Consider the following 18,013-nt stretch of genomic DNA (forward strand, 5'->3'; position numbering starts at 1 on the left):
TGCCTGGTCCACTCACGGTGTCCTCTCCCTCCTCGGTTCTTTCCTGGTCACTGACTCAAGCGTCACGCTCGCCTTCTCACTTGCCTGGAAAGAACCGCTCTCGCTTGACCATGCCTGTGTGTTCCTTTTTTCATCTACAGAATCATAAACGTGATAGTCGTGGTTACGGCGCATTCGTCGCCAGGACTGTCAACCCAGCTCATCATCTCGCTCCCCATGAATAAAACCTTTCTTGCCGCATCACTCGTGCTGCTCCCCTTGGCGTTTGCCTGCCAGCCGGAACTCGATGCCTCCAGTGAGCAGGAGTCCACCGCTCAGAGCGCGGATGAGACCCTCACGCTGGAGAAGAAGAGCAGCCCCTCCGTCGACGCCCTGAGCGTCATGGGTTTGACCGGGATTCCCTTCGCCAGCATGGAGGCGGTCGAAACCTCGCGGTACGAATCCACCTGGCAAGTCTCCGTGGCGACGGACTACTACGTCACCTTCTGGGCCGATCGCGCCCGCACCAGCCCCATCAATCTGGGCAGCGCCATCCAGCTGAACTACACCTCCACGTACTACAACTACATGTACAACCACTCGATGAGGAGCAATCTCAGCACCAGCCTCTCGCCTGGCAGTCACAGCTATTACATCGGAAGTGGCAGCTATGAATGCTACTACGGTGCGAATGGCAATATGGAGAACCGTTGCGATGAGACCTGGTTGTCCCTCAGGACCGGCGTCGGCTATGACGCGAGTTATTGAGCGCTAACGTCTCATGAAGCGATGGGGCCCCCTGAGGACTCTCTCGGGGGCCCCTGACTCCAGCAATCGCTTTCATCTACGCGAGCGGGAGTTCCAGCGTGGCCGTGGCGCCCTGGCTCGGCCCTTCGCTCTCGAGCGTGAGCCGGTCTCCCAGCGACTTCGCCGCCAGCGCGCTCGAATGGAGCCCCAGGCCCTGCCCATCATGAGCAGGAGCCGGTGCTTGTCCAATCGCGCCCGGGGTTGCGCGCGGAACTCCCGGGTCACGGGGATGCCGTGGCGCTGGAGCGCCGGGAACTGGGAGGGATGGGGCCCTGTTGAAGGTGCCCACCTCAGCCGCGGTCCACGCACCTTTCCGGATGTGTCCAGCGGGTTGCCATAACATTACAGCGCACGGTCGTTTGCTTCTCGCCAAAACGAATTACCGTGGAATCGCCGGATCCGAAGGCGCAGGTCGTTCGGTCGTCACGGTCATGCAACTCGACCGTTTCGTTGCGCGAGGTGCGACCCGGGAGCCGGTGGCGGAGTCGAGGACGTTCGACGACGTCGAGTCAGCCACGACGTGTGCAGTCTGGAAACCCCACCAGGAACCCCATGTTCACTCACCCCATGCACTTCAAGATGCGCAAGACCTTGTCACTCTCCGTCGCACTGTGCGGCCTGACCGCCGGTGGCATTGCCTTCGCCGACGAGCTTCCCCGGATGGACAACGCGCCCTCGCTGTTCAACCAGGGTCAGATCTCGAACTACCATCCGGTGTTCGACTTCGACTCGGACGGCTGCTATCCGGCCACTCCGTTCAATCGCAACAACAACCTGAGCCAGAACCCCGGTCTCAATGCGACGGGCACGCCGCAGGGGAGCTGCCGCGACGGAGGCTTCGAGGCCTTCGCCAACGTCATCCACCGGCAGCTGTGCAACGAGCGGGACGAGGCGCAGGGCCGCGTGAGGCGCTGCGCGCACTTCTACGAGCTCTACTTCGAGAAGGATCAGGCCCTCGGCGGCTCGTTCCTGGGCGGGCATCGCCACGATGTCGAGACGGTCATCGTGTGGACCGGGCGCATCGCCTACACGGGTGGTGGCAGCTCCGAGTTCGTGAGCCACATCTCCGCGAGCGCTCACGGCAACTTCGACACCCGGCACATCAACGACACGATCCACAACCAGGGTCACGCGTACATCGTGTACCACAAGGACGGTGTGGGGACGCACGCGTTCCGCTTCGCCAATCAGGGCGACCGGGATCGCGTCGAGTACATCGGAAACAAGGGTGACTTCTATCTGCCGTACGTCCTGAGCCACTACCGTGCCTACAAGTCCTGGAACAACGACGAGTGGGAGCGCTACTGGCAGAACCGTGATTACCGGTCGCGGCTCGAGTCCTCGAACTTCGGTTCCGCGAGCTTCAAGACCCGCAACGACGGCGAGATCATGTGGCAGGCCAACAACGCCGTTCCCAGGTCGGACAGCTTCTGGACCAACTTCAGCTTCACCTGGGATGACGTGTGGTTCACGCGGACACAGGAGCTGAAGGCGAACTATCCGTCGATCTATAGCAGCCTCCCGGAGCAGTGAGCCCGCGGTAGCGGTTGACCGGCTCGAGTTTTCGGACGTCCCTCCTCTCGCCGTGGAGGAGGGATCGCTCGGTCCCCATGGACATGGCGTGGAGTCCTACTTTCCTCGGGCTGACTTCGCGTCGTAGGACCTGCGGGCCGCCGACACACGGTGCTGGTTGCGCAGGGCCCAGGTCGCCAGGGCGTTGAGCGGCACCATCACCTCCCGGCCCAGGTCGGTCATGGTGTAGTCGACGCGCGCGGGCACGGTGGGCGTCACCGTGCGGGTCACGAAGCCGTCCCGCTCCAGGGCCCGCAGCGTCGCCGTCAGCATCTTCTGGGACACGCCGCTGATGCTGCGGCGCAGCTCGCTGAAACGCAGGCTGCCGCCGTCCAGGGTGCGCATCACCAGGATGGTCCACTTGTCCCCGATGCACTCGAGCACGCTGCCCACCTCGCGGCAGACCTCGGGGGGCAGATAGCGATCTTGTGGTTTCAAAAAAGTGCCTCCTTGTGGGTGTCTTCTGGTCACCTTTAGGGTGTTGGTCTCCATTGGATACCAAGGACTGGGAGGCCCGCAATGCAAGGGATGAATGTCGTGGTAACGGGTGCCAACTCGGGCGTTGGGTTCGAGCTGACCCGGAAGCTGCTGGAGGGTGGCGCACGGGTGGCCGCGCTGGTGCGGTCCGGGTTCGCCCCGGGGAACGCGTTGATCGACGCGGCGCTCGGTGACGGACGGCTGCGCGTGTACCGCGCGGATTTCAGTGATGTCGCCAGCCTGTCCGCGGCGCTGGCGCTCCTCCTCCAGCAGGAGGCGAGCGTCGATGTCCTCTTCAACAACGCCGGGGTGTCGGCCGGTGGGGGCGCCCGCTCCAAGCAGGGCAGGGAGCTGCACTTCGAGGTCAACACCGTCGCGCCCTACTTGATCACCCTGGCACTCGAGCCGCTGCTGCGGCTGGGAGCGGCGAAGACGGTGATCAACACGTCCTCGAACGCACTGCTGACGGTGAAGCGCTTCGACAGCAGGACGCTGGAGAACCCCACGGATCTCCGGAAGTTGTTCGGCCCCTATGCCACCTCGAAGCTCGCGCTGTCGCTGTGGACCCGGGAGCTCGCCCCCCGGTTGGCGGAGGAGGGCATCCAGATCCGCAGCGTCTGCCCTGGTCCCAACAAGACCCCGATGAGCGCGGGCGATGGCATGCCGGGTTGGCTGCGGCCCCTGACGCACCTGTTCTTCTCGCCCCCCAGTCGTGGCGCGGCGCGTCTGTACGATGCCGCCTTCGGCGCCTACCCGGGCACGCCGGGGGGGTTCATCAACAAGGGCAAGGACACCCCGTTGCGGTTCACCGACCAGGCCGGCGATGTGCTCGCCCAGGTCGATGCCATCTACCAGAGGGAACTGACGGACGGCATCGCTGGTCCTCGTTGAAGGCCCCCGTCGGATGTTCCAGCGCGCGTGGGCCATCCGGCCGATCTCCTGAGCCACCGCAAAATCGGGGCAGGCTCGGGTATCTTGGAGCCGCCGTCATGAACATGCGAGCAGGAGCGCAGCCATGAAGCACTTTCAATCTCCATCCGCCACACCCCAGCGCAACGTCACCCGGGCCGATTGTGCCGAGGACCCGATCGCCTCGATCAAGCAGATGTTCGTCGATCAGGTCCAGGCCGGCCGCATCGAGGCGGGCCAGTGTCCGGCCATGCGTCCCGTGTTCCTCAAGCCACACGGCGTCGCCAGGGGGGAATTCGTGATCCGTCCAGACCTGCCGGAGGCCCTGAGGGTCGGCCTGTTCGCCGGGACGGCATACCCGGCCTGGGTGCGCTTCTCCTCCGACACGCTGCCCACGCGCAACGACTGGGAGACCACCTGCGGCATCGGCATCAAACTCTTCGACACGCCGATCCCGAAGATCTTCGGCCAGCCGGACGAGACCACCTTCGATTTCATCCTGCAGAACATCGACGTCTTCTTCGTCGACACGGCTCGTGAGTTCTGCGAGTTCACGCAGGCGAGCCTGGACAAGTCGAACCCAAACGCCCTGAACGAGTGGCTGAAGGCGCACCCGCGGACCCAGGAGATCCTCGACCAGATGGAGCGGCCCGTGGCCTCCTGCCTGGGGACCCCCTACTGGAGCTGCCTGCCCTTCGCCTTCGGCCCGGAGCGATACGTCAAGTACAAGCTCGAGCCTGCCCGAAAGATGGCTCCCCTGTCCGTGCAGCCGGCAGATCCGACCTACCTCGCTCGTGATCTCGAGCGTCAGCTCTCCGAGTCCGAGCAGCGCTTCACCTTCATGATCCAGTTGCGCACCAATCCGGAGACCATGCCCCTCGACGCCGCCACCGTGGCATGGCCGGAGAGCGAGAGCCCCTACGTGCCGGTCGCGGATCTGATCTTGCCAAAGCAAGACATCACCCGCCGGGGCCAGCCCGAGTACGGCGAGAACATGGCTTGGAACATCTGGCGGGTGACGCGGGAGCACGAGCCCCAGGGCTCCATCGCCGCCGCTCGCAAGGTGGTCTACGCCGCCTCCGCCGCGCTGCGCCGCAATACCAATGGCATCCCCGATGGCGAGCCGGCCAACCCCAAGCCACTCATGGACGATCCCCCCTGCAAGGACACCCGGATCGCCTACGCCAAGGTCCACCCGGGGATCGGGATATGCCGCGTCGGCGACGCCGAGACCGCCTTCTTCCTGTCGCCGGAGACCGACCAGATTCAGCGGCGGCCCGGTGATTTCTACCGAGACGAGACCGGTGCGCTGAAGCGCGAGGCGCAACGCTTCAGGCTCTACGGCTACAACGCCGCGGGCGAGGTGGTCTCCGAGCTCAACAGCGACAACGCGGACATCACCTGGACCGTCCACCTCGTCAACAGCAAGGCGGATTGGTTTCAGTTCGTCACCGCCATGGACATTCCCGAGACCAAGGACCTGGTGGTCAGTCGTCGCAATCCGAAGGTCCAGGATCGGTCGATCCTCATCATCGATCCGGGACCGCGCTCGATCTCCGGCGCCAGCGTCTCCGGCGGGGCCGGGCAGTCCTTCGACACCGGCGAATTCACCGGCGTGAAGGTTCCGCTCGGCTCGCTGCGGACCGACGAGAAGGGGCGGCTCATCGTACTCGGGGGGCATGGCAAGTCGGCCTCGCCCACCGGGAAGAGTCTGGTCAACCCCGGGGATCCCAACTGGTTCAACAACTCCAACGACTGGTATGACGACACCAGCGACGGGCCGGTGACCGCGGAGGTCAGGATCAACGGCGAGCGGATCCCGGTGACCGGCGGCTGGTGCGTCGTGACCCCGCCGAACTACTCCCCGGACACGGTCGGTTGGCGGACCATGTACGATCTGATGACCGACACGGCGATCGAGGCAGGGATGATGAAGGTCCCGCCAAGGACCAGCTTCCAGCGCGATGTCCTGCCGCAGCTCGCGCGCATGTCCAACCTGCAGTGGGTCAACAAGGGCTTCGCGGCCTTCTTCGGCGCGGGCGGCGCGATGGATTTCCAGACCGACACAGCGCTGCTCGGCAAACTGGCCATGGCCCCGCGGCCGGATCCGGCCGATCCCTCCAAGCAGCTCGATCCCTATCGAGAGCTGCGCCAGAACCTCTACAACAGCTTCCGGCCCTACACGCTCACCGTCAATGATCCGCGCGTCTGGCCGTGGATCTACGGAGATGCCTTCGACGGTGAGCTCGAGACCGATATTTCACCGCGGACCATGCTGGCGGTCCCACCGGTGCAGCTCCTCCACCTTCAGCGCTGGGTCGCGGGCAACTTCGAGGGGGGCTATGACCCCAGCGCGGCCACACCCGCGTCGCTCGACGACCTGCCGCTGGCGGAACAGCCGGCGATGTTGGACAAGGCCGCGATCTTCTTTTGCCTCGCCGATGCCTTTCATCCGGGCTGCGAGATGACGTGGCCGATGCGCCACGCGACCCTGTACTGCGAGCCCTATCGTCTCCGCGTGGCGAGCCCTGAGGATCCAACCCTCACGTTCGGGTCGACGCTGAACCAGGCGCAGGCGCTGGCTCCGAATGGACCGTTGACCCAGCAGTCGCCAGGAGACATCACCCGCTGGATGGGGCTGCCCTGGCAGGGCGACACGGCCTACTGCCGGGCGGGATACTCCCCGAGCTACGACGAGTTTCTCCCCACCTTCTGGCCGGCACGGGTCCCGAACAACGTGCTCACCGAGGCGGACTACGAGATCGTCATGGACCCGAACAAGTCGCGAGAGGAGCGGCTCACCGCCTTCAACCGGCGAGTGAGCTGGAACCGCTTCATGGACGAGGCACGTCGTCCCGGTGAAGGCCCCGAGGTGGTCATGCAGGAGATGGTGAAGACCTTTGGCGCGCAAGGGCTGGTCGCCCGCGTGCCTGGGCCGAAGGACGATCCGGACTTCCCCGAGGTGATGTACGTCGAAACCCTGCCCCAGCATCAGGTGAAGGTCGCGCGACTGATGATGGCGAAGGCGACGGCTCCAGGGGCGGCGCCGCAGCAGGAGGCCAACTTCCGCGCCGGCGACCACGAGTTCCGCCGGGCGGTGATCAACCTCCGCTCCCGAAGGGGTGACAAGAACCAGGAATAGCCCGGTGTTCCTCGCGCCATGAGCCCTCTGCGATGACGACACTCATCATTGGTGCGGGGACCGCTGGGGCGGCCCTGGCCGTACTGCTCGCGCGGGACGGCCACGAGGTGGCGCTCATCGGGCCGCCTCCCGAGCGCGAAGCGCAGCGGATCGGAGAGAGCCTGCCTGGCTTCGCGGCCCACTGGCTGCGGCGCCACGCGCTGCCCGGTCCGCTCGATCCAGACAGCCCCCATTGGACCATTCCCGGCAGCATCACCGCCTGGAATGGGCCGCCGCTGGCGAAGTCCTATCTCGGCGATCCCTGGGGTGCTCACTTCCGCCTCGACCGCCAGGCCTTCGATCAGCGGCTCTACGAGGCGGCACTCTCCGCCGGCGCGAAGGCCCACCCCGGACTCTCGGTGGCACGGGAGAGGACCGCCCAGGGGTGGACGGTCACCCTGGAGAGCGGCGAGAGACTCACGGGCGGCCTGCTGGTGGATGCCACCGGCCGCCGCGCTTGGGCCACTCGCGAGTGGAGATCCGGAGAAGAACAACAGCCCCCCCTCATCGGCGTCTGGGCGGTTGGACGCAAGACCCAGCTCAAGGATCGCCGCACGGTGACGGAGACGGGCTCCGCGGGCTGGTGGTATGGCTGTCTCCTGCCGGAGGGGCGCGCCCTCGCTTGCCTCCATTGTGACAAGGAGACCGCCGCCGCGCTGATACGCGAGCCGCGGCGGTGGTGGGCGCTCTTGGCAGAGACCAGGGTCCTGCCGAGGATCGCCGCGCCCGATGACTTCGTGGACGCGAGGCCCAGGGGTACCGATGCCCGCGGAGTGATGCGTCGTCCGCTCGTTGGCGAGCAGTGGATCGCCATCGGCGACGCGGCCCTCGCCTTTGATCCCATTGCATCCCACGGCATCAGCTTCGCCCTGTTCAGCGCACAGGCGGCGCACCGCTGGATCGCGAGCCAAGACGCCGAGGCCTATGCGGCGTTTTGCGAGGAGCAGTGGCGCGCCTACAGCGATCGCCGGGCCGAATTCTACGCCGAGCCATCCTGAGGCAGCGGTCAGGAAAGAGCCGAAGAAGGAGCGGATTTCACGAGGGGACTGGGCGAAGCAGCTGCGCAGGGCGTTCGCCTTCGACGTGTTCGCCTGCGTGGGGGCTGCGCGGCCTCTCCACCAGCCTGACGCACTGTTCGACTGGCCTCTGTCCGCGGCCCTCCTCGGCCCCTCCGCTCTCCTCCTCGCCTTCAACAAGCCTTCCATCCTTCTTATACGTCAGGCCTCGCCGTTGATTTGCAACCCGGAGAAGGTGGCGGAAGCGGGCTCGTAGAACACGTGGAAGAAGCAATCGCCGCCGTCGTCGACGGACACCAGACGGGTCCTCCAGTCGAAGAAGTCGTCGAAGGTATGGCAGAAGAAGTTGGCGAAAATCACCCTGCGACCATTCCTCGTGAGGCCTACGTACTGACGCTTGTAGCTCGCGATACTCGACCACAGGTCGCCCTGCTCCCTTTCTCTCAGATACGCTTCGATTCGCTCTTCCAGGTCGAGCACGTCCTTTCTCGTGGGTGTCCAGGCCGGTTCGTCCGTGCTCGTCAACCAGGAGGGGGCCGTCTCTCGAGGGAAGATGACGCCTTCGAACTCATCGGTCTTGACCATTTCGAAGGGCGCATCCGCCTTCTTGGGGTCAGGCGTGGCGGTGACACAGCCCACTCCCAGCGGGAGGAGGAGCAGACCCGTGACGAACAACTTCAGCAACGATCCCTGTCGGCGCATCGTGGGTTCCTTTCGCGAAGCCCCGATGATTCACCACTCCCGAGGGATTGAGAACGGCTACCCGCGGCGCCTACGCAGGGCCCACGCGCTGAAGAGGATGCCACACGCCTCGCGGCATCTCTTTGAATGTCTCCCCGTGGAGCCCGTCTGCACGGACGCGGATTTCCTCCGCCCCCATTTCCTGGGTTCCCCCCAGTGTCCTGGGAAGCAATTTTCTCCGAATCCGATAATCCAACAGGGAGTCAAAACATGACGAAGATGAATGCAGTGCTGGGGTGTGCCGTGGCGGCCGTACTCGCGGGGTCGGCGGCGTGGGCGGGTAGCAGGTATGGCTATCCGGTCTTCGTCGACCTGACCCAGAGGAAGGCATACGGCACGCTCGGGGCCGCTCGGAACAGCACCGACGCGACCCAGTTCATCTCGTGTGACGTGCACGCCCACAAGGATGGCAGCAAGGAAATGAGCTGCTCCGCGAGGAACACGTCTGGCACCTACGTGTACTGCACGTCGACGGTTGCGGGCCTGGTGGACTCGGCACGAGGCATCTCCGGCGATTCGTTCGTCTTCTTCGAGTGGGATTCGAGCGGCGCGTGCACGTACCTGGGCATCGGACACAGCTCGGAGTACGCGCCGAAGCAGCTGTAATCCCATACACGAGGGAGCGCGGTCCCAGGGGCCGCGTCCCTCCCCTGACGTGCGAGGTATGGCCCATGCAATCGCATATCAAGCTGCTGCTCCTGATCACAGGGGGGCTGGGCTGCGCCCTGAGCTTCCTCGCGGGAAGAGCCACGGCCCCCGAGTCCTCTCATGATGAACTGCTGCGCCTGCTCGCGCGGCAGGGAGAGCAACTCAAGGCCTTGGAAGCCCGCCTCGGTCCGGCCTCGCAACAGATGCGCTGTGCCGTGGCCGCACCGGCCGGAGCACCCGGGCTCGATGCCGCATGGCTCCAGGCGGAGCTGGCTCGCATCCTCCATGAGGAGCTGGGCTCACAGCGCGCGGAGGCGAAGGAGGCGCGGACTCCCGCCCCGGAGCCCTCGACGGAGAGTCTGATGGGGCTCCAGGAAGGCCACCGCCTCCTCGACGAGGCCAGCCGCTCCCAGCGGTGGCGGGAGGAGGATGCACAGGCGATGCGTCGCGCCATGCGCGAGCTGAACGGTGCCCAGCGGGAGGAACTCAAGCGGCGCTTCGCCGTCTTCGTCAACGCGGGCGGCGTCGACGTGCAGGTGAACGGTCCTCCCTTCTGAACCCCCGCACGAGGGCCTGATCAACGAGTTCGAGCAGCAATACGGCCCGCGGCGCGTGGCGCTCTTGATGCCGTGCCGCGGGCCCGTGGCTCAGCTGCAGGTGTTGGTACAGGTGGTGGACTGCGCCATCCAGTTGCAGTTCTTCCACGTCCCCATGTGCGTCACCCGGCGGCCGTACTGGTACCAGTCGCGCGCGTAGTCGCGGTAGGCGTACAGCGGAGTCTTGAGCTGGCCCGTCCCGTTCGAGCAGCCGTAGGGATCATCCGTGTAGGGTCCCGTGGTGCAGGTGTCCGAGGACCGATAGGGGCCACAAGCGGCCTGCGCCGCGACATCCAGCGCCTCGTCCTCCTCCACGCGCTCGTTGGTGTAGACGCGCGCCGAGCCATCCGCGCGGACCTCGAAGGCCAGCTGGGAAACCTCCTCGCTCGGCAGCGCGAAGGTGAGGCGGGTGGCGCCCTCCCTGTGCTCCAGGACTCCCCCCTGGGACAGATCCACGGGGATGCCCTTCTTTCCCTCCAGCCACCGGACCGTGGCCTGGAAGCTCACGTCCGCGTAGGCCTGCTCCTTGAGCTGGTCGGCCTCCGCATCCACCGGCTGCTCGACACCACAGCCAGACGCAAGCATCGACAGAGCGGCCACCACCCACATTGCCTGCTTCTTCATTTCATACCCTTTCGAGAACATTCGCGTGTCACTGTCGCTGAGTGGCTCAGCGGCTCGGCTCGACGAGCCCTCGCCATCCCCACTCGTGCGGATAGGCACCCGTGCTCGCGGATGTGAAAAAGCGAGCGATGAATCTCGCGGCAACCCGCGCTCCAAGAACCTGAGAATGGCCCAGGAAGAAGCGATTCCTTCCCAAAAGCCGCGGCCTCTGGCTGTCTGAGGGAGCCAAGGGGATAGGTATGCGGGCGCGTGGTGGGCTCGTGCAGGAGACGAGGTCGGAGCATGCCTGGTGAGGAACGAGAGGAGCTGGAGCGGGAGATTCATCATCTTCTCGCGAGGGGGGACCATGAGGGAGCCGCGACGCTGGCGCTCCGCGGTTATGGCGCGGAGCTCTTCGGTTTCCTGCACGCGTTCCACCGCGACGAGGAGGACGCGGCGGAGGTCTTCTCGTGCTTCAGCGAGCGTCTCTGGCGTGCGCTGCCGGCCTTCCAGGGGGACAGCTCGTTCCGCACCTGGGCCTATACGCTCGCGCGCCACGCCTCGCTCAACTACCGCCGGGACGTCCGGCGCCGCGAGCTGCGACAGCAGCCACTTCCGGAGGACTCGGCCCGGTCCGCGCTCGTCGCGCGGATTCGCAGCGAGACGGTGTCCTATCTACGCTCGGAGCGGCGGGCGCGCTTCGCCGGCCTGCGGGAGTCCCTCCCTTCCGAGGATCAGGCGCTGCTCATCCTGCGTGTCGACCGGGGACTGGCGTGGAATGAGCTCGCCCGCGTCCTGAATGACAGCGGCCAGCCACTGAGCGAGCCCGAGCTCAAGCGCGAGGCGGCGCGGCTGCGCAAACGGTTTCAGCTCCTCAAGGAGCGGCTGCTGGAGCTGGGACGCCGCGCGGGGATCGTCAGTGACGAGGGAGGAGGGGCGTAGCCCATATGACGCACAAGGGGGGCGAGCAGCATGACGCGAACACGAACGGCGACACGGACGCGAGCTCGTCCGTGGGAGACTTCCTGCGCGAGGTGGCCTTCGTTCCACACCGCGAGCCGCCCGCTCCGGAGAGAGAGCGCACGGGCGAGGTGCTCGGCCATTTCCAACTCATGGGGGTGCTCGGGCGAGGCGGCATGGGAGTGGTCCACGCGGCCTTCGACCTGAGGTTGCGGCGCAAGGTGGCCCTCAAGCTGCTGCGGGGAGTGGCGGCCCAGAGTGAGGAGCGGCGGCAGCGCTTCATGCAGGAGGCCCGGGCGGCGGCGGCGGTGAGCCACCCTCACGTCGTCACGGTGTTCGAGGTCGGCGAGGTGAAGGGTGAGGTCTTCATCGCGATGGAGTGGGTCGACGGGGCAGATGCGCGAGCATGGTTGGCGGCGCGGCCGAGGTCCCCGCGGGAAATCATCGAGCTCTTCATCATGGTGGGCCAGGGCCTGGCCGCCGCGCACCGGAGCGGGCTCGTCCACCGCGACTTCAAACCCGACAATGTGCTGATTGATACGACGGGGCGGGCCCGGGTCGCCGACTTCGGGCTCGCCGCGGGGCTCGAGCATCCCGTCGAGCCGGCCGCACCGTCAGAGCGGACACGCCCAGGTCCCCCGCTGACCCGCTCCGGGAGCGTGGTGGGAACGCCCGGGTACATCGCTCCGGAGTGCCTCGCGGGCCGAGGCGCGGATGCTCGCGCCGACCAGTTCGCGTTCTGCGTGGCGCTCTTCGAGGCACTCGAGGGACACCGGCCCTACGACGAACCGGCGCTCCTGGCGCTGGCTCGGGGAGAGCCGAGCGCCTCCCCTCCACGGCAGCGAAGGACGCCTCGCTGGTTGCGCGGCATCGTGACGCGAGGACTTTCGCCGGACCCCGCCGGCCGATTCCCCAGCATGGAGGCGCTCCTGGCCCGGATGGAGCGAGGCAGGGCCTGGCCTCGACGTTCGCTCGCCGCGCTCTGCGTGGGGGCGGCGGCGGCCGTGTCGTGGGCGGGTGTGCATCGAGCGCGGACGCCTGCCTGCGAGACGGTGGCGGTCGAGGTTCCGGCGATGTGGCTCTCCGCGCGAGGGGCCATCCGCGAGGCCTTCGCCCACGCCGCGGTCCCCTACGCGGCGGATGCCAATGACCGCGTGAGGCTGAGACTGGACGACTGGACGGGCCGCTGGTCCGAGGCCCAACGCGCCGCATGCCTGTGGCCGAAGTCCGTGGCGACCGAGTGCCTCGCGCGACAGCAGGCCCACTTCAGCGCGGTACTCACCGTGCTCCAACATGCGGATGCCCAGGTCGTCGCCCGGGCCACGACCCTCGTGGACGGGCTCGACGACCCCGAGCGGTGCATTCGAGGCCCGGAGGCACGGACGCCCGCGGTGGCTCCCGCGGCCCAGGACATAAGCCGGCGAATCGCCAAGGCGCGCGCGCTGCTGTCCGCGGGCAAGTACAAGGAGGGAGCCGCGCTGGGGCAATCACTCCGAGCCGATGCCCAGGGAGTGCCCGCGGTCGAGGCGGATGCATTCGCCGTGGCGGCCATGCTGAGCTGGAAGGCGGGCAGCCCCGACGCACTGCAAGCGCTGGCGGATGCGCGCTGGGCAGCCGAGCGGGCCCGCCGCGATGCCCTCTCCACCGAGCTCGCCCTGGCGCTGAGTGATGCCTACCGCCAGAGAGACGACCTCGTGCGCGCGGAAGAGTGGCTCGGTCATGCCGAGGCAACGCGCGCCCGGGTCGGAGAGGACCTGAGACTGGAGTCCATGGTGCTCGCGGCCCGAGCGAAGTGCGAAGGGCGGAGGGACCGCCGGCTCGTCGCCAGGGAGCTCGCGCTCCGCTCGTTGGCCCTCCGAGAGCGGGCGCTGGGAAGCACCCACCTGGAGGTGGCCGACTCGCTCAGCCTGGCGGCATCCCTCTCCCCCTATGACTCGCGGGCGCTCACGTCGGGAGTCACTCTCGCCAGGCGCGCGCTCGACATCCGCATCGCCGCGCTCGGAGGTGAGCACCCGGACGTGGCCAACGCCTGGGCGCTCCTCGGACAGATGTATCGCGACCAGTATGATCATCGGCGGGAGCTCGAAGCACAGGAGAATGCCCTGCGCATTCACGTGGCCACACTGGGCACCGACCATCCCGACCTCGCTCGCTCCCACTGGAACCTGGGGACGGCGTTGACCTGGATGGGGCAGGACCCGGCCGCCCTCGAGCACTTCCAGGCGGCCCGGCAGCTCTATGTCCGCGCCCATGGACCGGAGAGCGTCAGGGCCGCCGTCGCCGAGCTGGTGCTCGCGAACCGCGAGGCTCAGCTCGGAGCTGTCGGAGAGGCCGTCACACGCGCCAGGACGGCGGTCGAGCAGCTCGATCGCGAGCTGGGCCCCGATAGCCCTTTCACGGTGCTCGAGCTCACCATGGCGGCCAGGATCCTCGCCTGGCATGGCGAGCTGGCCGAGGCCGAGCGCCTCCATGCGCGCGCGCTGAGCAACGGCGAGCGACAGGATGCCGAGGGCTCCAAGCTTGCCATCCCCTTGCTGGGAATCTCCGAGCTCGCGCATGCGAGGGGGCAGTTTCGCGTGGCGAGGGAAGCCGCCGAGCGCGCGCTCAGGGTTCGGTCCACGCTCTATGCGAGCGACTACCCCGAGATGCTGGCCGTCCACCAGGCGCTCTTCGAGGTGTCCCTGGCGGAGGGGAACCTCGCGCGGGCGAAGCAGGAGGCCGGCCAGAGCCAGAGGATCGCCGACACCTGGTTCGCCGTGGATGATCCGGGCCACATCGACATTCAACTGATGCAGGCGCGTCTGGCGGCGGCGGCAGGAGATCGTCTGAAGGCAATAGCGCTCGCGAGAGAGGCGCTCCGCGCGCAGCTGGAGCGGCCCTGGCAGACCCTTCGCCTCGCGGAGGCCCGAGCGGTGCTGGCTTGCATCCTCGGCCCTCGCGACGCGGAAGCCGTCCAGCTCCGCGGGACCGCGGTCAAGGAGCTGCGCGCCGCGAAGGCCATGGGTCTCGCGGACGCGGTGCTCGCGCGGTGTCACGCCCCCTAGAACAGAAAAGGCTACTTCCAGTGGAGGCGGCGGGAGTCGAACCCGCCGCTTGGTACGACCAGAGCGGGCCTGACGGAGTTTCGTGGGAGCCTGGCGGTAGCGTGTGCCCTGGCGAGGTGTGGCCGGGGAGGGGCAGGTGGGGGAGCGCGGGTGGGAGTACCGGCGGAGACGGCCGGAGGGGACAGTGTTGTATGCGGCGGTGAGGGACAACCTCGCCACGCTGCTGTCGGAGGCGAGCGAGCTGGAGCGCGGCATGCCCCGGTACGTGGAGCGGGACTTCGCCAGGTACCTGGAGTGCGGAGTGCTGGCGCACGGTTTCGCGCGGGTGCGCTGCGAGAGTTGCAAGGACGAGCTTCTCGTCGCCTTCTCGTGCAAGGGGCGAGGGGTGTGCCCATCCTGCAACGCGAAGCGCGCGCATGTAACAGCCGTGCACCTGGTGGAGCGTGTGCTGCCGCACGTGCCCTACCTGCGTCAGGTGTGGAGGCAGGCGGCGGGTGCTGGCGTACGTGAAGCAAGCCAGAGGGGTGCGCGCGATTTTGGAGCACCTGGGACTGCCCACKGCAGGTGCGAGCCTGACCCCGGCGCGAGCGCCACCCCAGGGCGCYTGGTGTTGAGGCTTACGCCGCCACAGCCAAGAGACCTGATGCCCCTGCCGCGCCCCTCATSGGAGGGCKGCCTGGGCAGGCATGCCCAAGGAGGCKGCGGGGCCTCTCCACCGGCCCGGCTCACTGCTCGGCCGGCACCCGTCMGCGGCCCTCCTCGGCCCCTCTGCACCTGCCCTCCCCCTCAACACCGCCTCTCTCCTGCCTATACGCCGACGGGAAGCGCGGGCTGGAGATCTTCAAGGAAGCCCAACGCCAGTACGGGCAGAAGTTCCACAACAGGGAGGCCCTCAATGACCTCGGCGCCGCCGCCATCATCACGCGGCTGGTCGACTGGACCGTGCGCACTTCCGGCACCGTCGTACGCGTGGGAACCGCCCTGGGCTCGCGGGTGAGTGGCGCCGCGATCATCTTCTTCAGCCCCGACCTGTTTATCCAGGACGCCGAGCCGGACCCGAGCAAGGTGTACTGACATGCGCTCCCTGGTCCTCGCGGCCCTGGTGGTGACGGGGTGCTCGTCCCTGGGGCAGGCGCGTCGGCGCACCGTGGATGACTGCGTGGCGCTCGACAGGGCCCGGCAGCGCTGGGCCGTCGTGGAGCTCGCGGCCCTCGGCCTGGGGGCGGGCAGTGGTGTGGCCACCCTGACGCCGCTGATGGACGATCCGAATGCCCGACTTTCGCTCGGGGTGACGGCGGTGGGCGCGGGCGGCCTGGCGGCCTTCGCGGCGTAAGCCTCCGGTCCAGCCCATGGTGTCGGCCACCGAGGAGCGTGGCACGGTGGCCGCGTGATGGACGGCACATCGACAAGCCTATCGCTGCTGAGCCTGCTGCTGGGCCCACGCCTCGGGGAGGAGCTCCGCGAGGCGGGAGGCGGGGAATCGGGTATCGCCGAGCTTGGGCAGCACGTCGCGGAAGTAGGCCCACGGGTCCATGCCCAGCCGGTAGCAGCTGAGGACGAGGGAGTAGACGTTGGCGGCCCGGTGTCCGGCCGCGTCGCTGCCCAGGAAGAGCCAGTTCTTGCGCCCGAGGACAATGAGCTTGATGAGGCGCTCCACCTCCCCGTTGTCCACCGGCAGACGCCCGTCCTCGAGGAAGCGGCCGAGGGGGACAGAGCGGTTGCACGCGTAGGCAATGGCCTTGCCCAGAGGCGTCTTGGGGGGCACGTGCGGGGCCCACTGCGTAAGCAAGCCGAAGAGTTCCTCGTATACAGGCAGACTGTGCGCGAGGCGCAGGGTAAGGCGCGCCTCGGGAGAGAGCCCCTCCTCCTGAGCCTGCCGCTCCACGGCGTACAGCTTCTGGACGAGCGTGAGCACCGTGCCGCCGCGAGCGTCGCCGGCCACGTAGGCGCGCTCGAAGCCACGCCGGGCGTGCATCCAACAGCCCACCTCAATGCGTGGGGAGGTGGGGCCGAAGAGGGCCTCGTAGCCTTTGTAGCCGTCCACCACCAGGTAGCCCCGGAAGTCGGCCAGCACCCCTTGGGGGCCCTTGCCACTCCAGTCGGGGGTGTACTCCACGAAGACGTTGCCGCCCTGGCCCACGTACGGCCAGAGGTGTCCGCGCTTGACGCCGCGGGCATCCTCCCTGTCCAGCACGCGCACTCCGGTGTCATCGGTGTGCAGCAAGGCGTCCGCCAGCGTGCGCTGCTTGAGCTGCGCCACCACGGGCGACAGCAAGTCACTGGCCCCGGCCACCCAGTCGCCCAGAGTGGAGGCGGGCAGCCTCACACCGTGGCGTTTGTCGAAAATGGCCTGCTGGCGGTGCAGGGGCAGCCCGTCGCGGTACTTGCCCACCAGCAGCTGCGCCAGCAGCCCCGGGCCGGGCAGCGCTCCCGGCAGTGGCGTCTCACCAGCGGGCGCGGCGGCCACCCCCTCCTTGCAGCGCTGGCACGTAAGCTTCGGGCGCTTCTCCACTCGCACGAAGAAGCGCGCCGGCTCCAACTCCAGCCGTTGGCTTATCTCCTCGCCCATAGGCGTGCGCTGTTGGCCGCAACCCGGGCAGACGCACTCCTCGGCCGTTGGCTGCACCAGCACCTCTCGCCTCTCCAGGTGCGCGGGCAGGGCCTGGGCGCCGCGTAGGGGCGGACGCTTGGGTGGCTTCCTCGGTGCGTCAGYCGGCGGGGCCGCCGGGGCGGCTGCCTGTGCGCCGTCGGCGGTGGCGGGCACGGCCTCTGGCTCGGCGGACTGCTGCTGCGTGAGGAATGAGAGCAGGAGTTGGAGCTGATTGGCGGCAGTCTTCTCACTGCGCCGCCCGTACAGCTGCCGCAGTGCCTCCTTGAGTCGCACCACCGTGGAGCTGTGCTCCTCGCGTAGCCGGCCCAACAGGCCCAACAACATCTCAATGGCCTGCTCGCCGCGGTCCTCCGTCAGCAGCTGCAGCATGTAGGCGCGCACCGCCTCCATGTCATCCCCCTCGAAGGCGGGCGGCTGGGCTTCTTCCCGCTGGCCCCTCTCTTCTTCGCTCCTGACGGCGGAAGTCATGCGCGCCTTGCCTATGCACGAAGTCATGCCCGGCGCGCAAGCGCGGACTCAGTGCACCTCGCCTCTCCGTACCGCGCTGCTGGCCTCCACCAGCGACAGCAGCTCCGAGAGCTGCCGTACCTCCAGGTGCACCGCGGCCTGGCCCTCCACGGGCGAAGGCACCCGGAAGCGCCCCGCCTCCAGCCTCTTGCTGACGGTGCAGTACCCGTTGGCGTCCCAGAAGAGAATGCGCACGAAGTCCCTTCTCCTGGAGAAGAAGACGAACAGGTGGCCCGACTTCGGCTGCTGCCCCAGGCTGCCCTCCACCAGCGCGCTCAGCCCGTCGGCCTGCTTGCGCATGTCGCACGGCTGCGTCGCCACCCAGATTCTCACTCCCTCCGGTAGCTTCAGCACCCCTGCAC

General features: G+C 67.5%; 16 protein-coding genes. 11 read left to right on the forward strand and 5 right to left on the reverse strand.

Features of this window, described 5'->3' with window-relative positions; translation table 11 throughout:
• The first annotated feature begins 150 nt into the window (after positions 1-150).
• Together BO221_RS44625 and BO221_RS44635 are read left to right on the forward strand one after the other, a co-directional pair.
• Positions 151-747 (forward strand): hypothetical protein, encoded by a 597-nt coding sequence (locus tag BO221_RS44625; RefSeq protein ID WP_233166539.1) that lies wholly within the window; start codon positions 151-153, stop codon positions 745-747.
• A 591-nt stretch (positions 748-1,338) separates the two neighbouring features.
• The gene (locus BO221_RS44635) at positions 1,339-2,319 is read left to right on the forward strand and encodes an NPP1 family protein (protein ID WP_073567023.1); all 981 of its coding nucleotides are present in this window, start codon (positions 1,339-1,341) and stop codon (positions 2,317-2,319) included.
• A 96-nt stretch (positions 2,320-2,415) separates the two neighbouring features.
• Here the strand turns inward: BO221_RS44635 and BO221_RS44640 are convergent, their stop codons facing one another.
• Positions 2,416-2,796 carry a helix-turn-helix domain-containing protein gene (locus BO221_RS44640; protein WP_047859541.1) on the reverse strand — a complete coding sequence of 127 codons (381 nt, stop codon included), beginning with the start codon at positions 2,794-2,796 and terminating at the stop codon, positions 2,416-2,418.
• An 81-nt stretch (positions 2,797-2,877) separates the two neighbouring features.
• Here BO221_RS44640 and BO221_RS44645 point away from each other — a divergent pair, with 81 nt between their 5' ends.
• The 3 genes from BO221_RS44645 to BO221_RS44655 all read left to right on the forward strand — a co-directional run bounded on the left by BO221_RS44645 (position 2,878) and on the right by BO221_RS44655 (position 7,923).
• On the forward strand, positions 2,878-3,726 hold the full coding sequence (locus tag BO221_RS44645) for an SDR family NAD(P)-dependent oxidoreductase (RefSeq protein WP_073567024.1): 849 nt from the start codon (positions 2,878-2,880) through the stop codon (positions 3,724-3,726).
• 124 nt (positions 3,727-3,850) lie between these two features.
• Positions 3,851-6,886: a LodA/GoxA family CTQ-dependent oxidase gene (locus tag BO221_RS44650; RefSeq protein ID WP_073567025.1), complete on the forward strand. Its 3,036-nt coding sequence runs from the start codon at positions 3,851-3,853 to the stop codon at positions 6,884-6,886.
• Between the two features lie 32 nt (positions 6,887-6,918).
• Positions 6,919-7,923, forward strand: coding sequence for an NAD(P)/FAD-dependent oxidoreductase (locus BO221_RS44655; protein ID WP_073567026.1), 1,005 nt, complete (start codon positions 6,919-6,921; stop codon positions 7,921-7,923).
• A 219-nt stretch (positions 7,924-8,142) separates the two neighbouring features.
• Here BO221_RS44655 and BO221_RS44660 read toward each other — a convergent pair whose 3' ends face one another.
• Positions 8,143-8,643 (reverse strand): hypothetical protein, encoded by a 501-nt coding sequence (locus BO221_RS44660; protein WP_073567027.1) that lies wholly within the window; start codon positions 8,641-8,643, stop codon positions 8,143-8,145.
• A 249-nt stretch (positions 8,644-8,892) separates the two neighbouring features.
• Between BO221_RS44660 and BO221_RS44665 the strand changes: the two genes are divergently transcribed.
• Together BO221_RS44665 and BO221_RS44670 are read left to right on the forward strand one after the other, a co-directional pair.
• Complete coding sequence (locus BO221_RS44665) at positions 8,893-9,288, forward strand: hypothetical protein (RefSeq protein ID WP_073567028.1); 396 nt, start codon at positions 8,893-8,895, stop codon at positions 9,286-9,288.
• 65 nt (positions 9,289-9,353) lie between these two features.
• Positions 9,354-9,887: a hypothetical protein gene (locus BO221_RS44670; RefSeq protein WP_073567029.1), complete on the forward strand. Its 534-nt coding sequence runs from the start codon at positions 9,354-9,356 to the stop codon at positions 9,885-9,887.
• A gap of 90 nt (positions 9,888-9,977) precedes the next feature.
• On the opposite strand, the gene BO221_RS44675 is transcribed toward BO221_RS44670, so the two are convergent.
• The gene (locus BO221_RS44675; protein ID WP_073567030.1) at positions 9,978-10,550 is read right to left on the reverse strand and encodes a hypothetical protein; all 573 of its coding nucleotides are present in this window, start codon (positions 10,548-10,550) and stop codon (positions 9,978-9,980) included.
• Between the two features lie 282 nt (positions 10,551-10,832).
• On the opposite strand from BO221_RS44675, the gene BO221_RS44680 reads away from it, so the two are divergent.
• The 4 genes from BO221_RS44680 to BO221_RS44700 all read left to right on the forward strand — a co-directional run bounded on the left by BO221_RS44680 (position 10,833) and on the right by BO221_RS44700 (position 15,866).
• Positions 10,833-11,471 carry an RNA polymerase sigma factor gene (locus BO221_RS44680; RefSeq protein WP_073567031.1) on the forward strand — a complete coding sequence of 213 codons (639 nt, stop codon included), beginning with the start codon at positions 10,833-10,835 and terminating at the stop codon, positions 11,469-11,471.
• Between the two features lie 5 nt (positions 11,472-11,476).
• Complete coding sequence (locus tag BO221_RS44685; RefSeq protein WP_073567032.1) at positions 11,477-14,533, forward strand: serine/threonine-protein kinase; 3,057 nt, start codon at positions 11,477-11,479, stop codon at positions 14,531-14,533.
• A 253-nt stretch (positions 14,534-14,786) separates the two neighbouring features.
• The gene (locus BO221_RS53175) at positions 14,787-15,530 is read left to right on the forward strand and encodes a transposase zinc-binding domain-containing protein (RefSeq protein WP_233166543.1); all 744 of its coding nucleotides are present in this window, start codon (positions 14,787-14,789) and stop codon (positions 15,528-15,530) included.
• A gap of 78 nt (positions 15,531-15,608) precedes the next feature.
• Positions 15,609-15,866 (forward strand): hypothetical protein, encoded by a 258-nt coding sequence (locus tag BO221_RS44700; protein WP_073567034.1) that lies wholly within the window; start codon positions 15,609-15,611, stop codon positions 15,864-15,866.
• Positions 15,867-15,944: 78 nt separating this feature from the next.
• On the opposite strand, the gene BO221_RS44705 is transcribed toward BO221_RS44700, so the two are convergent.
• Both BO221_RS44705 and tnpB read right to left on the reverse strand, forming a co-directional pair.
• On the reverse strand, positions 15,945-17,612 hold the full coding sequence (locus BO221_RS44705) for an IS66 family transposase (protein WP_073560122.1): 1,668 nt from the start codon (positions 17,610-17,612) through the stop codon (positions 15,945-15,947).
• A 48-nt stretch (positions 17,613-17,660) separates the two neighbouring features.
• Positions 17,661-18,013: IS66 family insertion sequence element accessory protein TnpB (gene tnpB / locus BO221_RS44710; protein ID WP_233166540.1), on the reverse strand; the 353-nt coding region annotated here is incomplete at its 5' end.

This window comes from Archangium sp. Cb G35, from assembly GCF_001896145.1.
GTDB classification, from domain to species: Bacteria; Myxococcota; Myxococcia; order Myxococcales; family Myxococcaceae; genus Archangium; species Archangium violaceum.

What these genes read in the sequence shown, in the direction of transcription:
- BO221_RS44645 (WP_073567024.1), top strand. Translation starts at nt 2,878, where the DNA reads ATGCAAGGGATGAATGTCGTGGTAACGGGTGCCAACTCGGGCGTTGGG.
- BO221_RS44700 (WP_073567034.1), top strand. Translation starts at nt 15,609, where the DNA reads ATGCGCTCCCTGGTCCTCGCGGCCCTGGTGGTGACGGGGTGCTCGTCC.
- BO221_RS44650 (WP_073567025.1), top strand. Translation starts at nt 3,851, where the DNA reads ATGAAGCACTTTCAATCTCCATCCGCCACACCCCAGCGCAACGTCACC.
- BO221_RS44665 (WP_073567028.1), top strand. Translation starts at nt 8,893, where the DNA reads ATGACGAAGATGAATGCAGTGCTGGGGTGTGCCGTGGCGGCCGTACTC.
- BO221_RS44675 (WP_073567030.1), bottom strand. Translation starts at nt 10,550, where the DNA reads ATGAAGAAGCAGGCAATGTGGGTGGTGGCCGCTCTGTCGATGCTTGCG.
- BO221_RS44670 (WP_073567029.1), top strand. Translation starts at nt 9,354, where the DNA reads ATGCAATCGCATATCAAGCTGCTGCTCCTGATCACAGGGGGGCTGGGC.
- BO221_RS44660 (WP_073567027.1), bottom strand. Translation starts at nt 8,643, where the DNA reads ATGCGCCGACAGGGATCGTTGCTGAAGTTGTTCGTCACGGGTCTGCTC.
- BO221_RS44635 (WP_073567023.1), top strand. Translation starts at nt 1,339, where the DNA reads ATGTTCACTCACCCCATGCACTTCAAGATGCGCAAGACCTTGTCACTC.
- BO221_RS44685 (WP_073567032.1), top strand. Translation starts at nt 11,477, where the DNA reads ATGACGCACAAGGGGGGCGAGCAGCATGACGCGAACACGAACGGCGAC.
- BO221_RS44655 (WP_073567026.1), top strand. Translation starts at nt 6,919, where the DNA reads ATGACGACACTCATCATTGGTGCGGGGACCGCTGGGGCGGCCCTGGCC.
- BO221_RS44680 (WP_073567031.1), top strand. Translation starts at nt 10,833, where the DNA reads ATGCCTGGTGAGGAACGAGAGGAGCTGGAGCGGGAGATTCATCATCTT.